Genomic DNA, 20,259 nt, shown 5'->3' on the forward strand with positions numbered 1-20,259 from the left:
GTTAGTTTCAAGAGCGTTCCGCCGGATTAGACCGTCGCTTGGAACGTTTTCTTAAATTCTGAGATTGCTGCTACGAGCTCTTCGTCTGCTGGAAGGTTACCTGTCTTACGGATCTCATCGCAAAGTTGTTTGCGGTTTTGATCGAGCCAGAGGTTGAGTTCCTTTTCAAAACGACGAATATCCGTTACAGCAACATCATCAAGGTGACCACGAGTCAAGGCATAGATGATGATGACTTGCTTATCGACAGTAAGTGGTTGGTTCAAGTCTTGTTTCAAGACTTCAACTGTCCGCTCACCACGGTTAAGCTTCGATTGAGTCGCTTTATCAAGGTCAGATCCGAACTGTGCGAATGCTTCAAGCTCACGGTAAGATGCGAGGTCAAGACGGAGCGTACCCGCTACCTTCTTCATCGCTTTTACTTGAGCCGAACCACCTACACGCGATACCGAGAGACCCGGGTTGATCGCGGGACGGACACCTGAGAAGAAGAGATCCGATTGAAGGAAGATTTGACCATCCGTGATCGAGATAACGTTCGTCGGGATGTAAGCTGAGATATCCGACGCTTGTGTTTCGATGAACGGAAGGGCAGTCAAACTACCTGCGCCAAGCTCGTCGTTCAACTTCGCCGCACGCTCAAGAAGGCGTGAGTGGAGGTAGAAGACATCCCCTGGGTAAGCTTCGCGGCCTGGTGGGCGTTTCAAGAGAAGTGAAAGCTCACGGTAAGCAGCTGCTTGTTTTGAAAGATCATCATAGATGACAAGAACGTGTTTGCCTTGGTCCATGAAGTGTTCACCCATCGCGACACCTGCGAATGGTGCGAGGTAAAGAAGTGGAGCTGGCTGTGAAGCCGCTGCCGAAACGACGATCGTGTAATCGAGGGCACCGTTTTTACGGAGCGTCTCGACGACGCCACGGACTGTTGATTCTTTTTGTCCGATTGCGACGTAGATACAGATCATGTTTTCTTCTTTTTGGTTGATGATCGTATCGATTGCGATCGACGTTTTACCCGTCTGACGGTCACCGATGATCAACTCACGCTGTCCACGACCGATTGGAACGAGGGCATCAATTGCTTTGATTCCTGTCTGAAGTGGCTCGTGTACCGATTTACGCGCCATGACGCCAGACGCCTTACGCTCGATCGGGTTGTAGTGTTCTGTTTCGATTGGACCAAGACCATCGATTGGCATACCGAGTGGGTTGACGACACGTCCGAGGAGTGCGTCTCCAGTTGGTACTTCCATGATGCGGCCCGTACGGCGAACAGAGTCGCCTTCTTTGATTTCAAGGTAGTCACCGAGGATGATGATACCGACGTTGCCTTCTTCTAAGTTTTGCGCCAAGCCCATTGTGCCGTTAGCGAATTCTACGAGCTCTCCCGACATGACGTTGTCGAGTCCGTGTGCACGAGCGATACCATCACCGATTTGGATGACCGTACCTGTCTCGTTCACTTCCATCGTAGAACCGTACTGCGCGATACGCGCTTTAAGCAGGGCGCTGATTTCTTCAGCTCTAATGCTCATGCGTTTCACCCCTATTTTCTTACGCTTTTAACAGCTCACGCTCAAGGCGCGTTAGTTTAGTTTCGATCGTACCGTCATATGTCGTGTAACCGATTTGAACGCGAAGTCCTCCGATGACACTCGTGTCGACGACGTTCTCGACTTCAAGCGTTTTACCTGATTTTTGGCCAAACGTCTCTTTCACTTTCGTGAGTTCCTCGTCTGACAATTTGTATGCACTCGTGACGATTGCCGTCGCGACATTGCGGTGTTCATTCAACAATGCAATGAAGTGTTCCGGTAATGTAACGATCTCTGCCGCCCGGTCGTTTTCGACCATGACGAGCAATGTGTTCAAGACGATCGAGTTGAAGCCAGTGAAGCTTGTTTGAAGAACTTGCTTGAGCTCTTCAGCAGAAATCGATGGGTTATCTAAAACCGAAGCGAGCTCTGGTGTTGCGTGGAGCACTTCGCCGAGCGTCCGCACATCAGCTTCTGCTTGCTCGAGCACATGGTGCTCAAGCGCAAGATCGAAGAGCGCTTTTGCGTAGCGTCCCGCTACGTGATCACGCATTAGTTCGTGCCCTTAGTATCAGCAAGGAATTGATCGACGAGTGCTTTTTGAGCGGCTTCGTCTGTCGCAAGCTGTGTTTTCATGACGTGGCGTGCTGCAGCGATTGCTTGAAGAGCGACATCGTTCTTCAAAGCAGCTTGTGCTTCAGCGCGTTCACGTTCGATCGCACGGCGAGCTTCTTCCTTACTCATTTCGGATTCAAGACGTGCCTGCTCCATCGCACGTGCTTGCTCTGCTTCTGCCTGACGGCGTGATGCTTCTAAAAGGTCGCGTGCTTCCGTACGCGCCTTGTTTAATTCTTCGCGTTGTTGTTCTACGTAGACTTCAGCGTCTTTACGGCTCTTTTCAGCCGAGTTGATCTCGCTAGCCACATGCTCTTCCCGCGCTTTCATCATGTTGACGAGCGGGCCCCATGCGAATTTCTTCAAGAGGATGAGGAGCAAGAGGAAAACGACGATCGTGACGATCATGTTGGCTAATAAAAGTTGGTTGCTTTCGCCACCAGCCCCTGCCGCAAGATACGTTAGATTCATTCGATTACACTCCCCTCGTGGTTGGTTCAACTTCAATATCTACATAAGGGAGCCTAAGCTCCCGTGACGGTTCACTCAAACGTTGAACGAATAGCGCCCTATGTAGTCCGTTCTCGTTAATCGTGGATTAAGAGTTGAGAAGAAGGAAACCGACCGCTACACCGATGATTGGAAGTGCCTCAACAAGACCGATACCGATGAACATTGTTTGACGAAGTTCGTTTTTGAGTTCTGGCTGACGTGCTTGACCTAATACTGTACCGTTTACGATAAGACCGTTACCGATACCTGCGCCGAGTGCGCCGAGTCCGATGATGATCGCTGTTGCAATAAGATTCATGATAAATTGCCTCCCTAGAGTATGTTCATTGATTTGTCGTGCTGTTATCGGAAAAGCGGATGCTTTACCTTCGAATTAATGGTCGTGCGCTGCCTTATGTCCGATGTAAACCATCGTCAGGATAAGGAAGATGTACGCTTGGATACCACCGATGAAGAGTGAGAATCCTTGCCAGATCAACATCGGGATACCCGATATGATCGCGCCAACTGGTCCGAGGAATTGGAAATCGTTCGTACCAGAGACGATACCGATCGAAAGAATGATTCCGATCATGATTTCACCAGCGAAGATGTTTCCGTAAAGACGAAGACCGAGCGTCAACGTGTTTGCAAACTCCTCGATGATGGTAATGATAAACATCGGCGTCATGAATGTTTTCGCATAAGCGCCGAAGCCTCGCATCTTCACACCGTAGTAATGACTTAAGACTACTACGAGAGATGAAAGTGCCAGTGTCACGTAAGGATCTGCAGTTGGTGAGTTGAACCAAATGTAGTGTCCCGTCACGACGTTGAATGGGAGACCCATGATGTTGGACACAAGGATGAACAGGAATAATGTCATTCCGAACGTAAGGAAGCGACCCCCTGTTTTCCAGTCCATCGTGCTGCTGATGATTCCGCGAACGAATTCAAGGAACATCTCCATCACGTTTTGAGCACCGGTTGGCTTCATCACAAGACGTCGCGTACCGGCCACGGCAATCAAGAAGACGAGAGCAGCAGCAATCAATACTGTGATCAAGTTCGTCCAGCTACCGTACAGAACGAAGTCACCCCAGAGTGGGATTTCGTAAAGTGGCATTTCGTGGTTCATTTGACTATTCACCTCTTTTCCCGCTTGAGTTCGTGAGTCAAGAACTCACAAAATTGTATGACGTGGCCGGCGAGAAGGCCTATTACCACCGCAGTTAATGACAATTCAGTTTGATATTTCAAACCGATCATCACACAAAGTACCGCGACCGCCATGCGTGAAACGGTCCCTCGAGACACTGGCTTGCGCCCCGTCTCGATTACACGATACATCCGATCGACGCTGAGTCGTTGAAGCGTCAAGATCAGAAAGCTGCCAGTTCCACCAAGTGCTAGTCCATAGATGACTGGGTCACTCGGGCGTCCGATGAGCAGCAGGACAGCCAGGATTCCATAAAAGAGTCCAAACCATCGTAAGTACGCACGATACAACGCATCTTGAAGGATGATGTTCATGTCTTCTCCCCTAACAAGTGCCTGATCATGGCGATCATGCAAAGAATGCCGATGAAAATCCCGATGAACACAGCGAACGTTGCACCCATTTTTTCCCACCATTGTTGTTGTTCCCCATAGTTCCCAACCAAAAAGCCAATGACGATCGGTGCAGCCAGTGCCGTCGAAATTTGCGAGGCCATGACCATACTCTTCGCGAGCCCACTTTGGCGCACTAGAGACGACCCCCTTTTTTCCCAATTGTGAGTTCTTTTTCTTTCCCACAATTTGCGGATTTTCATACTAGTCAAGAATACAATGAAGCAGCTTTCATAGTCAAATGAATTCACAATAAAAACAGAGCCGAAAAACCTATACATATCAACGATTGATAAGGTTTTCACAGATGTCATCCGTGCAAGTCATTTCACGAAGATGTGAAGAAAATATGTAGTACTATCAACGGTTAAAGAGATTGTTCATATGGTGAACAAAACCGTTGAATAGTAACGTTATATCGTGCCCGTTAAAGCGAAACAAGACCTCTAAAATTGATTTGTGTCGATTTTGTGAAAAAACATTTTTTGTTCACAATTGAAAACGCTTCCGAATCGGGACATAAAAACAGCTCTGACATCTGTTTGTAACAATACATTTCAGCGATTTCCATTTTTTCAATCGTGCGGTACGTCACAGCTTGAATCGTCATCGTTTCCTTTCCAGTTTCAAGGTCATCTGGTTTTACATTTTCTAAACAAATGGGCTGATTTTAGCGGAAATGGTAAGATTTAAAGATATTATTCCTATAAACTAAAACTTTTTGTCCAAATAGATGTACTAAAACAAAAAGAATCGCTTATTTCACGCGACTCCTACAGGAAAAAGCACAAGTCTTTGTGCTGTCAGAGACAAGTGAGACCCGACTCCTCGTCTAAGGACGATGGAGGCGCGGCTTACGTCTCGCCTGAGGAAAGCAAGTGAATATAAGCGATTCGGAGGGTGATCGTCGTTTCTTATTGCGTGAGTAACGGTGCCGGAGCTTCCCCTTGACCGAAGTGATGCAAGATCGCTTGGACGATGCGTTCTGAGGCATGACCATCTCCGTACGGGTTCGAAGCATGCGCCATCTCTTGATAAAGTGTTTCGTTCGTCAACAATTCCGTTGCCATCTGATAGATCGTCTCTTCTTCCGTACCGGCAAGCTTCAACGTTCCAGCAGCAATCCCTTCCGGACGCTCTGTCGTATCGCGTAAGACGAGTACAGGTACACCAAGTGACGGCGCTTCTTCCTGTACGCCACCCGAGTCAGTCAGGATCAAATGCGCACGACTTGCGAAGTTGTGGAAGTCGAACACGTCGAGCGGAGCAATCAACGAAATCCGGTCATGCCCCTCAAAGACCGTTTTCGCTGCTTCTTGAACGACCGGATTGAGGTGGACCGGGTAAACGACATGTGTATCCGGGAACGCATCGACGAGACGACGGATCGCTCGGAACATCTGATGCATCTTTTCGCCTTGGTTCTCACGACGGTGCGCTGTCATCAAGATCAACTTCCGTTCCCCGACCGTCTCAAGCATCGGATGGACGTAATCGGTTTGGACGGTCGTCTGCAGGGCATCGATCGCCGTATTCCCTGTGATGTAGACACCAGCGTGACGATTTTCGGATGCAAGATTCGCTGCAGCTTGCGCTGTCGGAGCGAAATGTAAGTCCGCAAGCGTCGACGTCAACTGACGATTGACCTCTTCCGGGAACGGCGAGTATTTATTATATGTCCGCAGTCCCGCCTCGACGTGACCGACCGCGATCTGATTGTAATAGGCAGCGAGGCTTCCGACGAACGTCGTCGTCGTGTCGCCATGGACGAGGACGAGGTCCGGCTTGATTTCCTTCATGATAGCGTCAAGTCCTTCGAGACCACGCGTCGTAATATCAACGAGTGTCTGACGTTGCTTCATGATATTCAAATCATGATCCGGTTCAATCTCAAACAGTTCGAGCACTTGATCGAGCATCTCGCGGTGCTGGGCAGTGATCGTAACATGAACATCAAAAGCAGGGTGTTGCTTCAGGGCGTTGACGAGCGGTGCCATCTTGATGGCTTCCGGTCGTGTCCCGAAAATCGGCATGACTGTAATCGGCATGGTGACTTCCTCCTTTTTTCCTTTTTTCATTAAAGCATATTTCAGCAGTCTTGCGCAGTTTACGAAATAGCAACGAAAAGACCGCAGATCATCGTCTGCGGTCTTTTTGTGTATCTTGCTGTTTTTTACTTCGTTCCGAAGAGACGGTCTCCTGCATCACCGAGTCCTGGGACGATATATCCGTGGTCGTCCAACTTCTCGTCGAGTGCAGCGAGATAGATGTCGACGTCCGGGTGTTCTTCTTGAACGCGTTTGACGCCTTCAGGTGCTGCACAGAGACATGCGAGCTTGATGCTCTTTGCCCCTTGTTTCTTTAAGGAGGAGATGGCGTCTGCCGCCGAACCACCTGTCGCAAGCATCGGGTCAACGACGACGAAATCACGTTCTGCGACGTCTGTCGGGAGCTTGAGGTAGTATTCCGTTGGCTCGAGTGTCTCCGGATCACGGTATAAACCGATGTGACCGACTTTAACGTTCGGCATCATGCGGAGCATGCCGTCGACCATACCGAGACCAGCGCGGAGAATCGGGACGATCCCGAGTTTCTTGCCTTCGATCATCTTCTGCGTCGTCTTCGTGACCGGTGTCTCGATCGCGACATCTGTGAGTGGAAGGTCACGTGTGAGTTCATATGCCATCAATGAAGCCACCTCGTCGACAAGTTCCCGGAATTGTTTCGTTCCTGTTTCGACTTTACGCATGATCGTCATCTTGTGCTGAATCAATGGGTGATCAAATACATGTACTTTACTCATTGCTTGCATCTCCTCTCCATTCTCTTTTCGCATTGTACTCTAAAAGATAGGATCTTGAAAACTGTTTTCTTAGAAGTCTTGATCGTTCAAGCTCCGTTTTCCAGCCAAGACATCTTTCGCAGCAACTACCTCTGGACTATTTTTCATTTTCGCAAGTTTTTTCAGCGTCTCTTTATAATTCCCTTGACCAAGGGCACGTTCACGAAAAGCCTGCATCCAAAGTACCGTCGGAATATGAGGTGATTTTGGATACGTAGCAATATAGGCAGTGTAATGTCTCGGAAGTGATTTGTAGACACGATGCTTCGCTTTCAGCTGATAAAAAGCAGCTGTCGCAGCCGTTTCCGGATTACTGATGGCTTCTTTTGATAACACCTTGTCGACGTCTCCATAACGCTTCGCGTCAAGTGCATTCTTTGCTTCTTTCAGCTCCATCTCGAGGAGTGCTGCTTGTTTAGCTGTCGCGACCTGCTTCTGTTGTTTTTTTAATTCATTCGTCAATTGCTCATTCTTCTGCTTTAACGTCGTTACCTCTTTAGAAAGTACTTCGATTTTCTGTTCATTCTTCTGTTGATCAGACGCCACTACTTTCGTATCACTCGAAAAATCGATTTGAGATAAACCGACTGCTAATGCAGCAGCAACAACAGCACTAGCAATCCATTTCTTATTTAGTCGCGTGACCATTTTCCAGTTCTTCATATAGTTATGATGTTTCGCCATCTCCGGCAACGCCTTGAATCGCTTCTTCGCAAGCCTCTTCCCACCTGCTCTAGCCGCGATTGCCATACGATAACGATACATCTCAATTGGAACCGGATTATTCTTCCAATGCGTGAATCGTTCATCTGCCTGCTCATAAAATCCCGCTTGTTGCATGATGATGATCGCCTGAAAATCTTCCGCAAGTTTTTTATAATTCCATTTGGACAAACTTTGTTCCTCCAGCCAACTTGATAGTTGCTCGAGGTCAACGCTCTCTATTTCTTTTTGAGCAAATTCTTCAAGTTTCATTCACATCGTTCCACCTTCACCCTATAATTTAATATAGTATAACAAAAAAAGTAAAAGTGAATACATAAAATTCAAATAGAAACTTATATTGTAAAATGCTCAATAAAAGGAATTTAGTTGTTATTTCATCTGTACGAAATCTTTTTTGGATTCCTGCACGACTCCATCTTCAATCCGCCAAATCCGATCGCAGACGTCAAGCATCCGTTCGTCATGGGTAATGACGATGACCGTCTTGTTCGACTCATGCGCTTGTTGTTGCAACAGTTCCATCACCCGGCGACCGTTCGGATAATCGAGACTTGCCGTCGGTTCATCCGCAAGGACAAGGCGTGGTTCATTCACGAAGGCCCGCGCAATCGCCACACGTTGACGTTCCCCACCTGATAAGGCATGCGGTAAATGATCTTTCCGGTGCTCAAGTCCGAACACAGCGAGCGCCGCTGTCGCGTCAACTGTTCGTCCAGCTTCCTTGGCGACCAGTTCGAGTTGCTCTCCCGCCGTCAAAAATGGTACGAGATGCGACTCCTGGAAAATGAATCCGACTTCCTCGAGACGTAAGCGACGACGTTCTTCGTCCGTTGCTTCACTGACGCACGTATCATCAAAGTAGACCGCACCGTTCGTTGGTGTCTGTAATAATCCAAGCAACTGGAGCAATGTACTTTTCCCACTACCACTCGGTCCGACGAGGGCAATCAACTCACCCGCTTCTGCTTGTAAGTTGATATCGTGCAGGACGGTCATCTCACCATAACGTTGTTTAATCTGATCTAATCGAATCATCCGTTCATTCCTCCCATCGCATCTGCTGCCTCGAGTTTCTTGACCATCCGTAACGGAACGAGCGCACCAAGGATCGCTGTTACGAGTAAAATGCCGCCGTACATCAGACTGGTCGACCATTCAAAACGGAAGGGAAGATCCGCCGGTAAGAAACGACTCGTCAGATAGGTGATCGCGACGCTGACACCAAAGGCGAGGCTCGTCAGAATTATGACTTGCACGAGTAGACTCGTTCCCATCGTCCGGGTCCGAATGCCGATCGCTTTTAAGACACCTAGCTGTTTCATCTTTTGCATCGTCAAAATATAGAAGAAGGCTGTCAGAATCAATGCCCCGATGACGACGAGCGCGACCCGCATCATCTGGAAGGAGTTTTGCTCCGCTGCATAGCCTGGTACATTCTCAACGACCGCTTGTTTTGAAAAGACGGCTTGATCCGTTTGCAACGACTGACCGATGTACGCTGAAACATATGACGTGCCCATCTTTGATTGCCACGCTTGCCATGATTCATCCGTCATCCAAAGGACTGGTGCGTGACTATAACGTCCGTCCGTCACTGTACCGGCAATCCGGAACGTCTCTTTCGTCCGAAAATCGGTGATCGTATCGCCGACACGGGTTCCGCGTTGCTCCGCGTACGCAGCATCGACGAGAACTTCACCTTTTTGCAACGATTGCAGCTGTTTTGGACCATAATTCGTCGTCTCTGGTAACGCAAAGACCGTCACGTCATCCTTCGTTCCATTCTTCTTTTCAAGCACCATGTTCTGGACACCGAGCGCTTCCGCTCCCTTTGGTGTCTCATCTGCCTGTAAGAACGAACGGGTCAGCTGCCCTTCCGCGTCTTTACTCAGTGCAAACTGCTCGACCGGCAGATTCCGGACGGCAGCCCCATTATCGTAGGCCAGCCCGTCCGCAAGACCGGTGATCATCAAAATCAATAAGACGATCAACATCGTCACGATCGTCATCCAACTGAATCGTCCTTTCATCCGGACGAGTTCTTTCCATCCTAGTTTCATTGCGTGATCCCTCCTGTATGTTCGCTACAGGATTGATGATACGACTGCTATATGAACGGAACATGAACGCATGCATCAAATGCGTAAAAAAGTCAATGTCACAGTCAGACCGGATGAATCAGACGACAAGTTCGCGTCCCCACCAAGTTGGCGCATCGTCTCTTTAACGATCGCAAGCCCGAGTCCCGTCCCGCGCGACGTTCGGGATGCATCGCCTTGATAAAAGCGTTCAAAGGCATGTTCCATCTGTTGTTCAGTCATCCCTGGTCCTTCGTCCTTGATTCGGACGATGACCTGGTTCACTTGTTCTTCCGCTTGAATATGAATCGTCGCTCCTTCTTTCGAGACCGAGACGGCGTTTCGAATGACATTTTGGAAGACATGTTCCAGCGCACTGGCATCTGCCTGAATCTGTAACGCTGGCGATACATCGAGTGCGACGGCGATGCCTTGCTCATCGAGCTGAAAGGCAAGTGTTGCGAGTGTCGTCTCTAGACTCGCGCGTAGATCGAGCGCTTGCCGCTTGAAGCGCCGTCCTTCATCGAGCTTCGCTAAGATCAATAATTGACGCGTCAGCTCCGACATTCGCGCTGCCTCTTGTTGAATGATCGCCCGTCTCCTGACGTCTTCTCCCGTCACGTCGAGTTGTCCCGCGTACCCCGAGATCGTCGTCAGCGGTGACTGGAATTCATGCGAGACGTTTGCGACGAACCGACGTCGTTCCGTATCAGACGCTTCGATTGCCGTTGCCATCTCGTCAAATCGCCGGGACAGCTCTCCAATCTCATCGCGTGCCTTCGTTCCGACGCGGATTCCGTAGTCACCGTCCGCCATCTGTTCCGTCGCTTTTGTCAGGCGCCGGATCGGACGAACGAGATACCGGATCGAGAAGACGAGCAAGAGGAAGCTGATCACGACAAGCAGTGCGAGAAACAGACCAACGAACAGATGCAACTCACGGATTTGCCGACTCAAGTCCGGACGGACGAAGATCGCATCTGTGCCTTGCGCCGTCTTAACCGACGTCCCGTACGTATTGATGACTTCATTATCAAACAGACCGAGTAAGAAGAGATGGAACGGGTATTCACGCATCCCGTAGTACGGTTGTCCGTTCTTCACTTGCTCGACGACTTGATTCGAGATGGCTTCATCACGAAACGTGTTTCCATACCGCTCGATTCCGTCGTCCGAGCGCACATACAGTTGAAAGCCGGTCGCTTGTAACATCCGGTAAAACGACTCTGTCTTTCCGTCACCATGCGTCTCGTAATAATCAATCGCTGTCTCGACCGCTTCCTCGACTTTTTGGCTATAGCTGTCCTGCCAGAACGAATAGTAGGCGATGTTACTGATTAAAAGCGCTAACAGTGCGGACACGAGTAAGACGACACAGACGAGTCCGACGATTTTCGTATAGAGGGTCCTCATGCGTCGACCTCCAACCGGTACCCGAGTCCGCGAACGGTCTCGATCTTCACCTGATTCGTCTCCTTTAAGCGTCCACGAAGTCGTTTGATATGAACATCAATCGTCCGATCGTCTCCCATGAAATCAAGTCCCCAGACGTGTTCGATCAATTCCTCGCGGCTGAAGACCCGTCCCGGAAAACTTGCCAGCTGATGTAATAATTCAAATTCGCGCCGCGGGAGTGTCCACTCGGTCGACTGGATCGTCACGAGCTGACTGCGTTTATCGATCGTGACATCCCCGAGATGCAGAACGGGTTGCGCCGCTTTTTGATAGCGCCGCGCCACGGCGTGAAGGCGGAACACTAATTCTTCCGGATCGAACGGCTTTGTGATGTAATCATCAGCACCTGCTGCAAAACCGTCCCGCTTATCCGTTAGTTCACCGAGCGCCGTCAGCATCAAGATTGGGATGTCCCCGTTTTGCCGTAACCGCTCACACAGGACGAGTCCGGTCTGCCCGGGGAGCAGGACGTCGAGCACGGCTGCTTCAAACGTCATCGTCTCTATCCAGTCGAGCGCTTCGTTTCCGGCTGCTGTCGCTCGGACGGAGTGTCCGTCGGCTTGTAACGTCGAACAGACAAGTGCTTGGATATGTGGGTCATCTTCAACGACTAAAATATACATCGTACGCCTCCTTTGTTAGACAAACAAAAATCCCCTTCCCCTTCTCATAATGAAAAGGACGAAGGGGATGACAGTCATCCGCGCTCTGGGTAGAGTGGGAAACGACCTGTCAACGCAACGACACGCTCACGTGCTTGTGCGAGAACGTCTGCTTCTTCTGGGTGGTTCAAGACGAGTTCGATCAACTCGGCGATTTCTTTCATCTCAGCTTCCTTGAAGCCACGTGATGTCATGGCTGCCGTTCCGATCCGGATACCACTCGTAACGAATGGGCTTGCTGGGTCGAACGGAATCGTGTTCTTGTTGACCGTGATGCCGGCTTCGTCAAGCGCGTGCTCAGCGAGTTTCCCTGTGATCCCGAGCGGTTGCAAGTCGACGAGGAGCAAGTGATTATCCGTTCCGCCTGAGACGATCCGGAGTCCACGCTTCGTCAATTCCTCACCGAGGACTTTCGCGTTCGTGACGACTTGACCGATATAGTCCTTGAACTCTGGTGCAAGCGCTTCACCGAACGCGACAGCTTTCGCGGCGATGACGTGCATGAGTGGACCACCTTGGATGCCTGGGAAGATCGCTTTATCGATTGCTTTCGCATGCTCTTCTTTACAGAGAATCATCCCACCACGTGGACCACGCAACGTCTTATGCGTCGTCGTCGTGACGAAGTGTGCATGCTCGACCGGGTTCGGGTGCTGACCTGCTGCGACGAGTCCGGCGATGTGTGCCATGTCGACCATCAAGTAAGCGCCGACGCTGTCTGCGATTTCACGGAAACGTTTGAAGTCGATGACGCGCGGATACGCCGATGCGCCCGCGACGATTAATTTTGGTTTGTGCTCTTCTGCTAATTTCGCGACGACGTCGTAATCAATCATCTCTGTCTCTTGATCGACACCGTATTCCACGAAGTTGTACTGGACACCGGAGAAATTGACGGGGCTACCGTGCGTCAGATGGCCACCGTGCGAGAGGTTCATCCCGAGGACCGTATCGCCTTGCTCGAGAATCGTGAAGTAGACTGCCATGTTCGCTTGTGCGCCCGAGTGTGGTTGCACGTTCGCGTGCTCCGCTCCGAAGATTTCCTTCGCGCGGTCGCGTGCTAAATTCTCAGCGAGATCGACATACTCACAGCCACCATAATAACGACGACCTGGGTAACCTTCTGCGTACTTGTTCGTCAAGACGCTGCCTTGTGCTTCCATGACAGCTTGCGAGACGAAGTTCTCGGATGCGATCAATTCGATGTTATCCCGTTGACGACCTAGTTCCTGGCGCATTGCCGAAAAGAGTGCCTCATCTTGTTGTTTCAGATACGTAAGCGGTGTTTGTTCCATCTGAATTCCCCCATTTCATTTCGATAGACCTATCTTAACACGAATGTTTCGTTCCCGGCATCCCTAAAAACAACATCAAAAAAGCAAGGGGTGCGCAACCCCTTGCATCAATCATTCGTATTTAGCACGTGCTCCACCAATTAATTTCGGTCGTGTCACGGCTGCCGTCACGTGTGCCTCACCGATTTCCTTGTGCGGCAAGCGCACGGGAATCGCAACAGCTTTCAAGTGCATCCCGATGAACGTATCACCGATATCAATCCCGGCGTCTGCCTGAATCGCTTCGACGACGACCGGTGCCGAGAAGCGCTGATAGGCAGCACTCGCCATCGATCCACCGGCTTCTGGAACGGGAACGACCGTCACTGGATCAAGTCCGAGTCGTTCTGCCGTTTGCCGCTCAAGCGTCAGCGCCCGGTTGATATGCTCACAGCCTTGGAAGGCAAGATCGACTTGGTGCGACCGACGAAAGGCATCGAACACGTCGAACAACGCGTCCGCGACTTCCGGTGAACCGGCCTTGCCGATTTGTTTGCCGATGACTTCACTCGTCGAACAGCCGATCACGAGCAATTTTCCTTTTAAGGAAAATCGTTCATCCAGAGCGTTCAGTGCTTCTTCTAAATCGTGCTGGATGCGTGTCAAGTCCATTACTTCACCTCATAATCTGAGATTTTACAAACGCGGTTCTCATGACGTCCGCCTTCGAATTCCGTTTCAAGCCAAAGCTGTGCAATCTCACGAGCCAGTCCTGGACCGATGACGCGTTCGCCCATCGTCAAGATGTTCGAATCGTTGTGCTGACGCGTCGCTTTCGCGCTGAACGTATCATGGACGAGTGCTGCTCGGATGCCCTTGACTTTGTTCGCTGCGATTCCGATCCCGATCCCTGTTCCACAAATCAAGATGCCACGATCAAACTCTCCGCTTGCGACTGCCTCAGCGACTGGAATCGCGACATCCGGATAATCGATCGAGTCGGCTGAATGCGTACCGAAGTCCGTATAGTCGATGCCGAGCTCTTGTAAGAGGTCGTTGATTTCTGCCTTTAACTTAAAACCGCCATGATCCGCGCCGATTGCTACTTTCATCTTTACTATTCCCCCGTTTGTTTAGGTTGTTTTTTCGGAAGTTTCCGTGTATCCGGAGCTTTTCTTCCGTTTCCGTTCTGCGTCAATTTTAACACAAGACGGTTGACGAGGGGTTCGAGTTCATTACGTACTTGCCGGTAAACGTTCATTGATCCGCCGTACGGATCGTTGATGTCCCGTTCAAGCCCTGTAACATATTCATATAAGGTGAACGTCCGTTCCTTCAGTTCCGGATAGCGTTCACCGACTTCCTGCTTGTGCTGACGCGTCATTGTCAAGATGATGTCAGACCAACGTCCGAGTACATCATCAAAGACTTGCGTGTAGTGTTCGAGTTCGATCCCGCGCTCACGTAACACTTGTAAGGCGTTCTCGGACGCATCAAATCCTTGCATCGAACGTAGTCCTGCTGAACGGACGTCGAATTCCTGATCAGCGACTTTCGAGCGTAGCAACGCCATCGCCATCGGGCTACGGCATGTATTTCCTGTACAGATGAATAAAACGCGACGTGTGCTCATCTCCGTATCCTCCTTCTTCAAGGGCGAATGACCCGACCACCTGCTGCTTTATGGAGGCGGTTGCGGACCGCAAGCCCCACCCCTTCTTCTGATAGGTCTCGTACAAAAATCTGATCCACCGTCGTCTGATCAAATCGCCGTAAACAATCGTAAAGACGTTGTGCCGCCGTCTCCATCGAATCACCAAGGGAGCAGCAAACATCTGCGTCGACATCCTCCCCGTCGAACAGGAGGACGCCCGTCTTGTGTCCGGTTTGTCGTGCATCATCGATGAGTTGCTGTAAGAATGAAAGATCTCCCTCAACTACGGAAAGTGTTGCTTCCGGTGCGTAGTGGGTATATTTCATCCCGGGTGCCTTCGGTGTAACATCTTTCATCGATAAGGCAGGATCGAGTGTGACAGGACCGATGACCGACTCGATTTGTTCGCGTGTCACGCCGCCCGGTCGTAAAATCGCCGGTGGCGTCATCGTACAATCGATGACAGTCGATTCGACCCCAATGCCCGTTTCCCCTCCATCGACGATCGCAGCGATGCGCCCCGAGAGGTCATGTGCGACGTGCGCAGATGACGTCGGTGAAGGTTTTCCGGAACGGTTGGCACTCGGTGCCGCGAGACCCAACCCTGTCGCCTCGATCAATCGAAGCGCGAGCGGATGGTCTGGCATCCGTAATCCGATCGTATCTAGTCCTGCTGTGACGAGTGTGGATGCGGTGCCGTTCGATTCGAGGATGATCGTCAAGGCTCCTGGCCAGAACACCTCCATCAAACGTGCCGCGACATCTGGAATGTGCGTGACGAACTGATGTGCCTGTTCTACGGATGCGACATGGACAATCAGCGGATTGTCAGAAGGTCGACCCTTCGCGGCGAAGATTCGCCGAACAGCCGCTCCGTTCGTTGCGTCCCCTGCGAGACCATAGACGGTCTCGGTCGGCATCGCCACGACCTCTCCTTCCTGCAATAACCGAACTGCTTCATCCATCGTCTGTAAGTCAATCATTTCCGTCTTCACGCTGTACAATCCTTTCGTTCCGCATACACGATACGGTCTTTACCGTTTATATCTTTTAAAATACCCGTTTCCGCATTTGGATAACGTTCTTTTAACATCATTTGCACTTCTGGTCCTTGATTGTGTCCAATTTCAAACGCAATCAATCGGAAATCGTCGCGTAGGACCCGTCCACTCTCCTCGACGAGACGTCGGTAAAAGACGAGACCGTCTTTTCCGCCAAACAGGGCGAGATGCGGTTCATGATCGAACACGACTTCACTGAGTAATTCTTCTTCCTCGATATAAGGAGGATTCGAAACGAGCACCCGGACGGAATCGTCCGCAAGTGGTGCCAGTAGATCTCCTTCAAGGAACGTCACGTCTCCACCAAGCGTTGCTTGATTTTGCTTCGCGACCGCAATCGCGGCCGGTGAAATATCGACGGTCGTGACCGGTTGCTCGAGTTCAAGGGCGAGCGTGATTCCAATCGCTCCACTACCGGTACCGATGTCGACGATTTGTCCCGCGGTGAACGACTCACGTTTGAGACGCTCCGTCACGAAGACGATCAACTCCTCCGTTTCCGGTCGTGGGATCAAGACATCCGGTGTGACACGGAAATCCCGTCCGTAAAACGGCTGATAGCCGATTAAATGCTGAACGGGCACGCCGTGAACATGAGCAAGCAAGTATTCACTGAATCGTAAATCTTGCTCCGGTGTCAATTCATCGGACAAGCGGACAAGGAGTCCGGTCCGATCGACATCCAAGACGTGCATGAGTAACCATTCGGCACTTGAACCCTCGCGTCCTGCTTGTTCCATCATCGTTTTTGCATCATTTAGACGTTTTGCGATCCGCATCAGTTCGCCGCCTCCGATGCCCGCGCCTGATGTTCCATGACGAGCGTATCGATGACTTCATCCATCTCGCCTTGCAAGATTCGATCAAGCTTCTGGATCGTCAATCCGATCCGGTGATCCGTCACCCGGTTTTGAGCGAAATTATACGTTCGAATCCGCTCTGAACGGTCACCCGTACCGACAGCCGACTTCCGTTTTTCATCATACTCCGCTTGCTGTTCGCGTTGAATCTTATCGTAAACACGCGCACGCAAGACCTTCATCGCTTTTTCCTTGTTCTTGATTTGCGACTTCTCATCCTGACAGCTGGCGACGATTCCCGTCGGCACGTGCGTGACACGGACAGCGGACTGCGTCGTATTGACGGACTGTCCACCCGGTCCACTCGAAGTGAACGTATCAACTCGGACATCCTTATCGTGGATCTCGACTTCGACGTCTTCTGCTTCCGGTAACACGGCGACCGTTGCCGTCGATGTATGAATCCGACCGCCGGATTCCGTTGACGGAACGCGTTGGACGCGGTGTGCCCCGTTCTCGTATTTCAACTTCGAATAAGCACCCGTTCCTTTGACGATAAAGATGATCTCTTTATAGCCACCGAGTTCCGTGTAGCTCGCATCGATGATCTCAATCTTCCAGCTCTGTTTCTCAGCAAACTTCGAGTACATCTTGAAAAGGTCACCCGCAAATAAGGCTGCCTCGTCTCCCCCTGCTGCACCACGAATCTCGACGATGACGTTCTTATCGTCATTCGGATCCTTCGGTAATAATAAAGCCTTCAGCTTGGCTTCAAGCTCTTTGATCTCCGGTTCAAGCATCGCGACTTCTTCCTTTGCAAGGTCACGCATCTCAGGATCTGTCAACATTTGACGTGCCTCTTGATAAGCTTCCATCTTCTCGCGATAAACACGGTACGTCTCGACGGTCGGCGCAAGTTGTGACTGCTCTTTTGAGACCTCACGCAATTGATTCGTATCATTGATGATGGCTGGATCAGCCAACATATCATTCAGTTTTTCATAACGGTCCTCTAACGCACTCAATCGATCCAACATCTCGGTCATCCTTCCTGGCGATTCTTCTGTCGTCAGTATAGCAAATATTGCGATCGATGGCGTCATCCTCTTCTTGAAAAGAAACGTTGACAGACAGGTTTTAAATTCCTATAATTGGTGTATTAATTGAATTAGTACACTTAAGGAGGTGAAGAAATGTTCACCGTTGATCCGAAAAGTCCGTTACCGATCTATGAACAGTTGGTCGCTCAAATCATCCGCTCGATTGCCCGTGGTCTACTCCGCTCCGGCGAACAGATGCCATCCGTCCGTGAACTTGCCGGTACACTCCTTGTCAATCCGAACACTGTCTCCCGCGCCTATCAGGAACTCGAGAGCCGCAACTTCATCGTCACGATGCGCGGTAAAGGCTCCTTCATCTCAGACATCCCACTTCATGAAGTCAAACAAGCCGCTATCCAAGATCCACTCATCCGCCTTTGTGCCATTGCCGACGAATTATCCATCTCAAACGAAGAACTCTATCAACATATCTTACACATAAGGGAGGATTCCTCATGTTGACCGTTTCTCATCTGACGAAACAAATTGACCGTACCATGATTTATGAAAATGCATCCTTCACCCTGCCGGCAGGAACGATTACTGCCTTAATTGGTCGTAACGGTGCCGGAAAAACGACATTACTGAAAACACTCGTCGGAGCGCTCGAGCCGACCCGCGGGAAAGTCGAATGGAATGGTGAGTCGATCCATCACGTTCCAAAGACGCGGGAGCACCTTTTCCTCGTTCCAGATTCTGTCTCTGTCTACCGCCAGATGACGCTCGGTGAACTGATCAACTTCTACCACGTCTTTTATCCAAACTTCGAGAAGACGTATATCGAAAACTACTGCCGCTCGTCGAATCTCGATCGCGGACGTCGCGTCACTTCTTTATCGAAGGGACAAGCGCAATTGTTCCTTCTCCAACTCGCGTTCGCAACGAATGCCCCGGTTCTGTTGCTCGATGAACCAACCGATGGACTTGATCGGATCAATAAACGTGATTATCTGAAACAACTCGTCTCATTACTCGCAGAGCGTCAAACAGCCGTTCTGATTGCTTCCCATCAACTCGAAGAACTCGATTCCCTTGCCGACCGTGTCATGACGATTGAAAAACATCTCGTCCGCGAACCGAAGGCACTCGATGATGCCAAAGCTAGCATGCAGAAATGGCAAGTCGTCTATGAAGACGTTCCAGAATTGTCACACGCTGACCTCCATGTCTTATCCCAAACAGGTCGGGTCGTGACGTTACTCGTCTTATCGGATGCAGGCGCGCAGTACCTTGAAACGACGCGTCCTCTCTTAAAGGATGCTTTACCGGTGCAGATGGAAGATTACTTCTTAGGGACATTTGGAGGGAAACGACATGGTTAAGCAATTGATCCGCTATCACATCAAGCAAGGCATTTGGCCACTTGCGTGTTTCATCCTCCTTGCGATCTTCAGTTATGGTTTTGGTAGCTATACCATCATCAACGACTTTGAAACATACGAAGCATCTTATCAAACCGAAACGATTCAAGCTGTCCTCGTCAGTCCGTTCTTCGCTGGATTCGCTGCCATTCTGATCGCCGTCTTTGCAATCCTGATGCTCGGTTCCGAACGCGGAAGTGGTCGCAGTCTGATCTTACATGCGTTGCCGTTTTCGAAGGTCTGGCTGTTTTGGATTAAATGGGCGATTGGCACTGTGACGTTGATCGTCTTCCCGATCATCGGCTTTTTCGCCAGCTGGTCATTACTGCAAGCATTCGGTATCAATCCGTTTGATTACGTCACATGGTCGTCACTCCTTCAAGATTTTGGTCTATTCCTTCTATTTGATGTGACGATTTTGACGATCTTCTTATTCGCCGGAACGATTGCCGGTGACATCATCGGACAACTGTTACTCGGAACATTCTTCTTGTTCTTGAATTACTTCACATACTTCAGCATCTATGCGATCGGTCAGTTGGGCTTCGGCGTAGGCTACGAAGAGTTAGACAAACCTATAAGCTTCCTGATGACGATCACGACGCCGTTTGCGCTCTTCTTCGAGTACAATACCGAGTTCAATATCACTTATGCTGTGTTGTTCAGTTTAGCCTTGACGGTCGTCTTACTAATTTTCGGTAGTCGCCTCTATGTCAAAGGTGCGAACGAACGTCTCGGTCGTTTCACGATTTTCCCGAAATTACATCCAGCACTCATCATTACCTTCTCGATCTATACGACGATTCTGCTTGCCGGCATCATCGGTCTGATCTCATCTGAGAATCAGTTCCTGTACTGGCTCGCAATCGCGATTCTCGCGTGGCCAACGTTTAGCTCGTATCGTCGGATGATTGGGTGGAGTCGCTAATTCTAAATGATTAAACCGGAGTTTATTCGACTCCGGTTTATTTTTTGTTAATTTACTGTATTAAA

Annotated in this window: 24 protein-coding genes; 3 read left to right on the top strand and 21 right to left on the bottom strand. The window is 50.2% G+C overall.

The features are described 5' to 3' along the window. Positions 1 to 26: 26 nt before the first annotated feature. From atpA to prfA, 21 genes are all read right to left on the bottom strand, one after another. On the bottom strand, positions 27 to 1,535 hold the full coding sequence (gene atpA / locus K7G97_RS14590; protein WP_035395863.1) for a F0F1 ATP synthase subunit alpha: 1,509 nt from the start codon (positions 1,533 to 1,535) through the stop codon (positions 27 to 29). Positions 1,536 to 1,554: 19 nt separating this feature from the next. After that, positions 1,555 to 2,088, bottom strand: coding sequence for a F0F1 ATP synthase subunit delta (locus tag K7G97_RS14595; RefSeq protein ID WP_023469497.1), 534 nt, complete (start codon positions 2,086 to 2,088; stop codon positions 1,555 to 1,557). Continuing rightward, on the bottom strand, positions 2,088 to 2,621 hold the full coding sequence (gene atpF / locus K7G97_RS14600) for a F0F1 ATP synthase subunit B (protein WP_223040921.1): 534 nt from the start codon (positions 2,619 to 2,621) through the stop codon (positions 2,088 to 2,090). The genes K7G97_RS14595 and atpF overlap by 1 nt, the downstream gene beginning before the upstream one ends. Positions 2,622 to 2,748: 127 nt before the next feature. Next, the gene (gene atpE / locus K7G97_RS14605) at positions 2,749 to 2,961 is read right to left on the bottom strand and encodes a F0F1 ATP synthase subunit C (protein ID WP_023469499.1); all 213 of its coding nucleotides are present in this window, start codon (positions 2,959 to 2,961) and stop codon (positions 2,749 to 2,751) included. 75 nt (positions 2,962 to 3,036) lie between these two features. Continuing rightward, on the bottom strand, positions 3,037 to 3,780 hold the full coding sequence (gene atpB, locus K7G97_RS14610) for a F0F1 ATP synthase subunit A (protein ID WP_023469500.1): 744 nt from the start codon (positions 3,778 to 3,780) through the stop codon (positions 3,037 to 3,039). Positions 3,781 to 3,788: 8 nt separating this feature from the next. Next, the gene (locus K7G97_RS14615) at positions 3,789 to 4,175 is read right to left on the bottom strand and encodes an ATP synthase subunit I (protein WP_023469501.1); all 387 of its coding nucleotides are present in this window, start codon (positions 4,173 to 4,175) and stop codon (positions 3,789 to 3,791) included. Continuing rightward, positions 4,172 to 4,390 carry an AtpZ/AtpI family protein gene (locus K7G97_RS14620; protein WP_023469502.1) on the bottom strand — a complete coding sequence of 73 codons (219 nt, stop codon included), beginning with the start codon at positions 4,388 to 4,390 and terminating at the stop codon, positions 4,172 to 4,174. The genes K7G97_RS14615 and K7G97_RS14620 overlap by 4 nt, the downstream gene beginning before the upstream one ends. A gap of 777 nt (positions 4,391 to 5,167) precedes the next feature. Further along, complete coding sequence (wecB, locus tag K7G97_RS14625) at positions 5,168 to 6,301, bottom strand: non-hydrolyzing UDP-N-acetylglucosamine 2-epimerase (protein WP_223040922.1); 1,134 nt, start codon at positions 6,299 to 6,301, stop codon at positions 5,168 to 5,170. A gap of 125 nt (positions 6,302 to 6,426) precedes the next feature. Further along, positions 6,427 to 7,056 (bottom strand): uracil phosphoribosyltransferase, encoded by a 630-nt coding sequence (gene upp / locus K7G97_RS14630; RefSeq protein WP_058704132.1) that lies wholly within the window; start codon positions 7,054 to 7,056, stop codon positions 6,427 to 6,429. A 69-nt stretch (positions 7,057 to 7,125) separates the two neighbouring features. After that, the gene (locus K7G97_RS14635; protein WP_223040923.1) at positions 7,126 to 8,070 is read right to left on the bottom strand and encodes a hypothetical protein; all 945 of its coding nucleotides are present in this window, start codon (positions 8,068 to 8,070) and stop codon (positions 7,126 to 7,128) included. A 120-nt stretch (positions 8,071 to 8,190) separates the two neighbouring features. Beyond that, positions 8,191 to 8,856 carry an ABC transporter ATP-binding protein gene (locus tag K7G97_RS14640; RefSeq protein ID WP_223040924.1) on the bottom strand — a complete coding sequence of 222 codons (666 nt, stop codon included), beginning with the start codon at positions 8,854 to 8,856 and terminating at the stop codon, positions 8,191 to 8,193. Continuing rightward, the gene (locus tag K7G97_RS14645) at positions 8,853 to 9,881 is read right to left on the bottom strand and encodes an ABC transporter permease (protein WP_223040925.1); all 1,029 of its coding nucleotides are present in this window, start codon (positions 9,879 to 9,881) and stop codon (positions 8,853 to 8,855) included. The genes K7G97_RS14640 and K7G97_RS14645 overlap by 4 nt, the downstream gene beginning before the upstream one ends. A 75-nt stretch (positions 9,882 to 9,956) precedes the next feature. Continuing rightward, positions 9,957 to 11,312, bottom strand: a complete 1,356-nt coding sequence (locus K7G97_RS14650; protein WP_223040926.1) for a sensor histidine kinase — start codon at positions 11,310 to 11,312, stop codon at positions 9,957 to 9,959. Further along, complete coding sequence (locus K7G97_RS14655; RefSeq protein ID WP_223040927.1) at positions 11,309 to 11,977, bottom strand: response regulator transcription factor; 669 nt, start codon at positions 11,975 to 11,977, stop codon at positions 11,309 to 11,311. Before K7G97_RS14655 ends, K7G97_RS14650 begins: the two co-directional genes overlap by 4 nt. A gap of 74 nt (positions 11,978 to 12,051) precedes the next feature. Further along, positions 12,052 to 13,311, bottom strand: a complete 1,260-nt coding sequence (gene glyA / locus K7G97_RS14660; RefSeq protein ID WP_029342751.1) for a serine hydroxymethyltransferase — start codon at positions 13,309 to 13,311, stop codon at positions 12,052 to 12,054. 111 nt (positions 13,312 to 13,422) lie between these two features. Next, a complete protein-coding gene (locus K7G97_RS14665; RefSeq protein WP_023469511.1) occupies positions 13,423 to 13,962 on the bottom strand; it encodes a TIGR01440 family protein in 540 nt (179 codons plus the stop codon). Further along, positions 13,962 to 14,402 (bottom strand): ribose 5-phosphate isomerase B, encoded by a 441-nt coding sequence (gene rpiB, locus K7G97_RS14670; protein ID WP_023469512.1) that lies wholly within the window; start codon positions 14,400 to 14,402, stop codon positions 13,962 to 13,964. Before rpiB ends, K7G97_RS14665 begins: the two co-directional genes overlap by 1 nt. 5 nt (positions 14,403 to 14,407) lie before the next feature. Further along, on the bottom strand, positions 14,408 to 14,923 hold the full coding sequence (locus K7G97_RS14675) for a low molecular weight protein arginine phosphatase (protein WP_023469513.1): 516 nt from the start codon (positions 14,921 to 14,923) through the stop codon (positions 14,408 to 14,410). A 17-nt stretch (positions 14,924 to 14,940) separates the two neighbouring features. Continuing rightward, positions 14,941 to 15,939 (bottom strand): L-threonylcarbamoyladenylate synthase, encoded by a 999-nt coding sequence (locus tag K7G97_RS14680; RefSeq protein ID WP_223040928.1) that lies wholly within the window; start codon positions 15,937 to 15,939, stop codon positions 14,941 to 14,943. Further along, positions 15,936 to 16,784: a peptide chain release factor N(5)-glutamine methyltransferase gene (prmC, locus tag K7G97_RS14685; RefSeq protein WP_223040929.1), complete on the bottom strand. Its 849-nt coding sequence runs from the start codon at positions 16,782 to 16,784 to the stop codon at positions 15,936 to 15,938. The genes K7G97_RS14680 and prmC overlap by 4 nt, the downstream gene beginning before the upstream one ends. Next, positions 16,784 to 17,842: a peptide chain release factor 1 gene (gene prfA, locus K7G97_RS14690; protein WP_047394495.1), complete on the bottom strand. Its 1,059-nt coding sequence runs from the start codon at positions 17,840 to 17,842 to the stop codon at positions 16,784 to 16,786. Before prfA ends, prmC begins: the two co-directional genes overlap by 1 nt. Before the next feature lie 156 nt (positions 17,843 to 17,998). On the opposite strand from prfA, the gene K7G97_RS14695 reads away from it, so the two are divergent. The 3 genes from K7G97_RS14695 to K7G97_RS14705 are packed head-to-tail and all read left to right on the top strand — an operon-like array spanning position 17,999 to position 20,194. Next, the gene (locus tag K7G97_RS14695) at positions 17,999 to 18,367 is read left to right on the top strand and encodes a GntR family transcriptional regulator (protein ID WP_029342757.1); all 369 of its coding nucleotides are present in this window, start codon (positions 17,999 to 18,001) and stop codon (positions 18,365 to 18,367) included. Further along, positions 18,361 to 19,227, top strand: a complete 867-nt coding sequence (locus K7G97_RS14700) for an ATP-binding cassette domain-containing protein (RefSeq protein ID WP_029342758.1) — start codon at positions 18,361 to 18,363, stop codon at positions 19,225 to 19,227. The genes K7G97_RS14695 and K7G97_RS14700 overlap by 7 nt, the downstream gene beginning before the upstream one ends. Further along, positions 19,220 to 20,194, top strand: a complete 975-nt coding sequence (locus tag K7G97_RS14705; protein ID WP_223040930.1) for a hypothetical protein — start codon at positions 19,220 to 19,222, stop codon at positions 20,192 to 20,194. The genes K7G97_RS14700 and K7G97_RS14705 overlap by 8 nt, the downstream gene beginning before the upstream one ends. Positions 20,195 to 20,259: the final 65 nt, after the last annotated feature.

The organism is Exiguobacterium acetylicum (genome assembly GCF_019890935.1).
Lineage (GTDB): Bacteria > Bacillota > Bacilli > Exiguobacteriales > Exiguobacteriaceae > Exiguobacterium_A > Exiguobacterium_A abrahamii.

Coding starts and splice junctions, on each gene's coding strand:
- atpA (WP_035395863.1), bottom strand. CDS start 1,535: ATGAGCATTAGAGCTGAAGAAATCAGCGCCCTGCTTAAAGCGCGTATC.
- K7G97_RS14595 (WP_023469497.1), bottom strand. CDS start 2,088: ATGCGTGATCACGTAGCGGGACGCTACGCAAAAGCGCTCTTCGATCTT.
- atpF (WP_223040921.1), bottom strand. CDS start 2,621: ATGAATCTAACGTATCTTGCGGCAGGGGCTGGTGGCGAAAGCAACCAA.
- atpE (WP_023469499.1), bottom strand. CDS start 2,961: ATGAATCTTATTGCAACAGCGATCATCATCGGACTCGGCGCACTCGGC.
- atpB (WP_023469500.1), bottom strand. CDS start 3,780: ATGAACCACGAAATGCCACTTTACGAAATCCCACTCTGGGGTGACTTC.
- K7G97_RS14615 (WP_023469501.1), bottom strand. CDS start 4,175: ATGAACATCATCCTTCAAGATGCGTTGTATCGTGCGTACTTACGATGG.
- wecB (WP_223040922.1), bottom strand. CDS start 6,301: ATGCCGATTACAGTCATGCCGATTTTCGGGACACGACCGGAAGCCATC.
- upp (WP_058704132.1), bottom strand. CDS start 7,056: ATGAGTAAAGTACATGTATTTGATCACCCATTGATTCAGCACAAGATG.
- K7G97_RS14635 (WP_223040923.1), bottom strand. CDS start 8,070: ATGAAACTTGAAGAATTTGCTCAAAAAGAAATAGAGAGCGTTGACCTC.
- K7G97_RS14640 (WP_223040924.1), bottom strand. CDS start 8,856: ATGATTCGATTAGATCAGATTAAACAACGTTATGGTGAGATGACCGTC.
- K7G97_RS14645 (WP_223040925.1), bottom strand. CDS start 9,881: ATGAAACTAGGATGGAAAGAACTCGTCCGGATGAAAGGACGATTCAGT.
- K7G97_RS14650 (WP_223040926.1), bottom strand. CDS start 11,312: ATGAGGACCCTCTATACGAAAATCGTCGGACTCGTCTGTGTCGTCTTA.
- K7G97_RS14655 (WP_223040927.1), bottom strand. CDS start 11,977: ATGTATATTTTAGTCGTTGAAGATGACCCACATATCCAAGCACTTGTC.
- glyA (WP_029342751.1), bottom strand. CDS start 13,311: ATGGAACAAACACCGCTTACGTATCTGAAACAACAAGATGAGGCACTC.
- K7G97_RS14665 (WP_023469511.1), bottom strand. CDS start 13,962: ATGGACTTGACACGCATCCAGCACGATTTAGAAGAAGCACTGAACGCT.
- rpiB (WP_023469512.1), bottom strand. CDS start 14,402: ATGAAAGTAGCAATCGGCGCGGATCATGGCGGTTTTAAGTTAAAGGCA.
- K7G97_RS14675 (WP_023469513.1), bottom strand. CDS start 14,923: ATGAGCACACGTCGCGTTTTATTCATCTGTACAGGAAATACATGCCGT.
- prmC (WP_223040929.1), bottom strand. CDS start 16,784: ATGCGGATCGCAAAACGTCTAAATGATGCAAAAACGATGATGGAACAA.
- prfA (WP_047394495.1), bottom strand. CDS start 17,842: ATGTTGGATCGATTGAGTGCGTTAGAGGACCGTTATGAAAAACTGAAT.
- K7G97_RS14695 (WP_029342757.1), top strand. CDS start 17,999: ATGTTCACCGTTGATCCGAAAAGTCCGTTACCGATCTATGAACAGTTG.
- K7G97_RS14700 (WP_029342758.1), top strand. CDS start 18,361: ATGTTGACCGTTTCTCATCTGACGAAACAAATTGACCGTACCATGATT.
- K7G97_RS14705 (WP_223040930.1), top strand. CDS start 19,220: ATGGTTAAGCAATTGATCCGCTATCACATCAAGCAAGGCATTTGGCCA.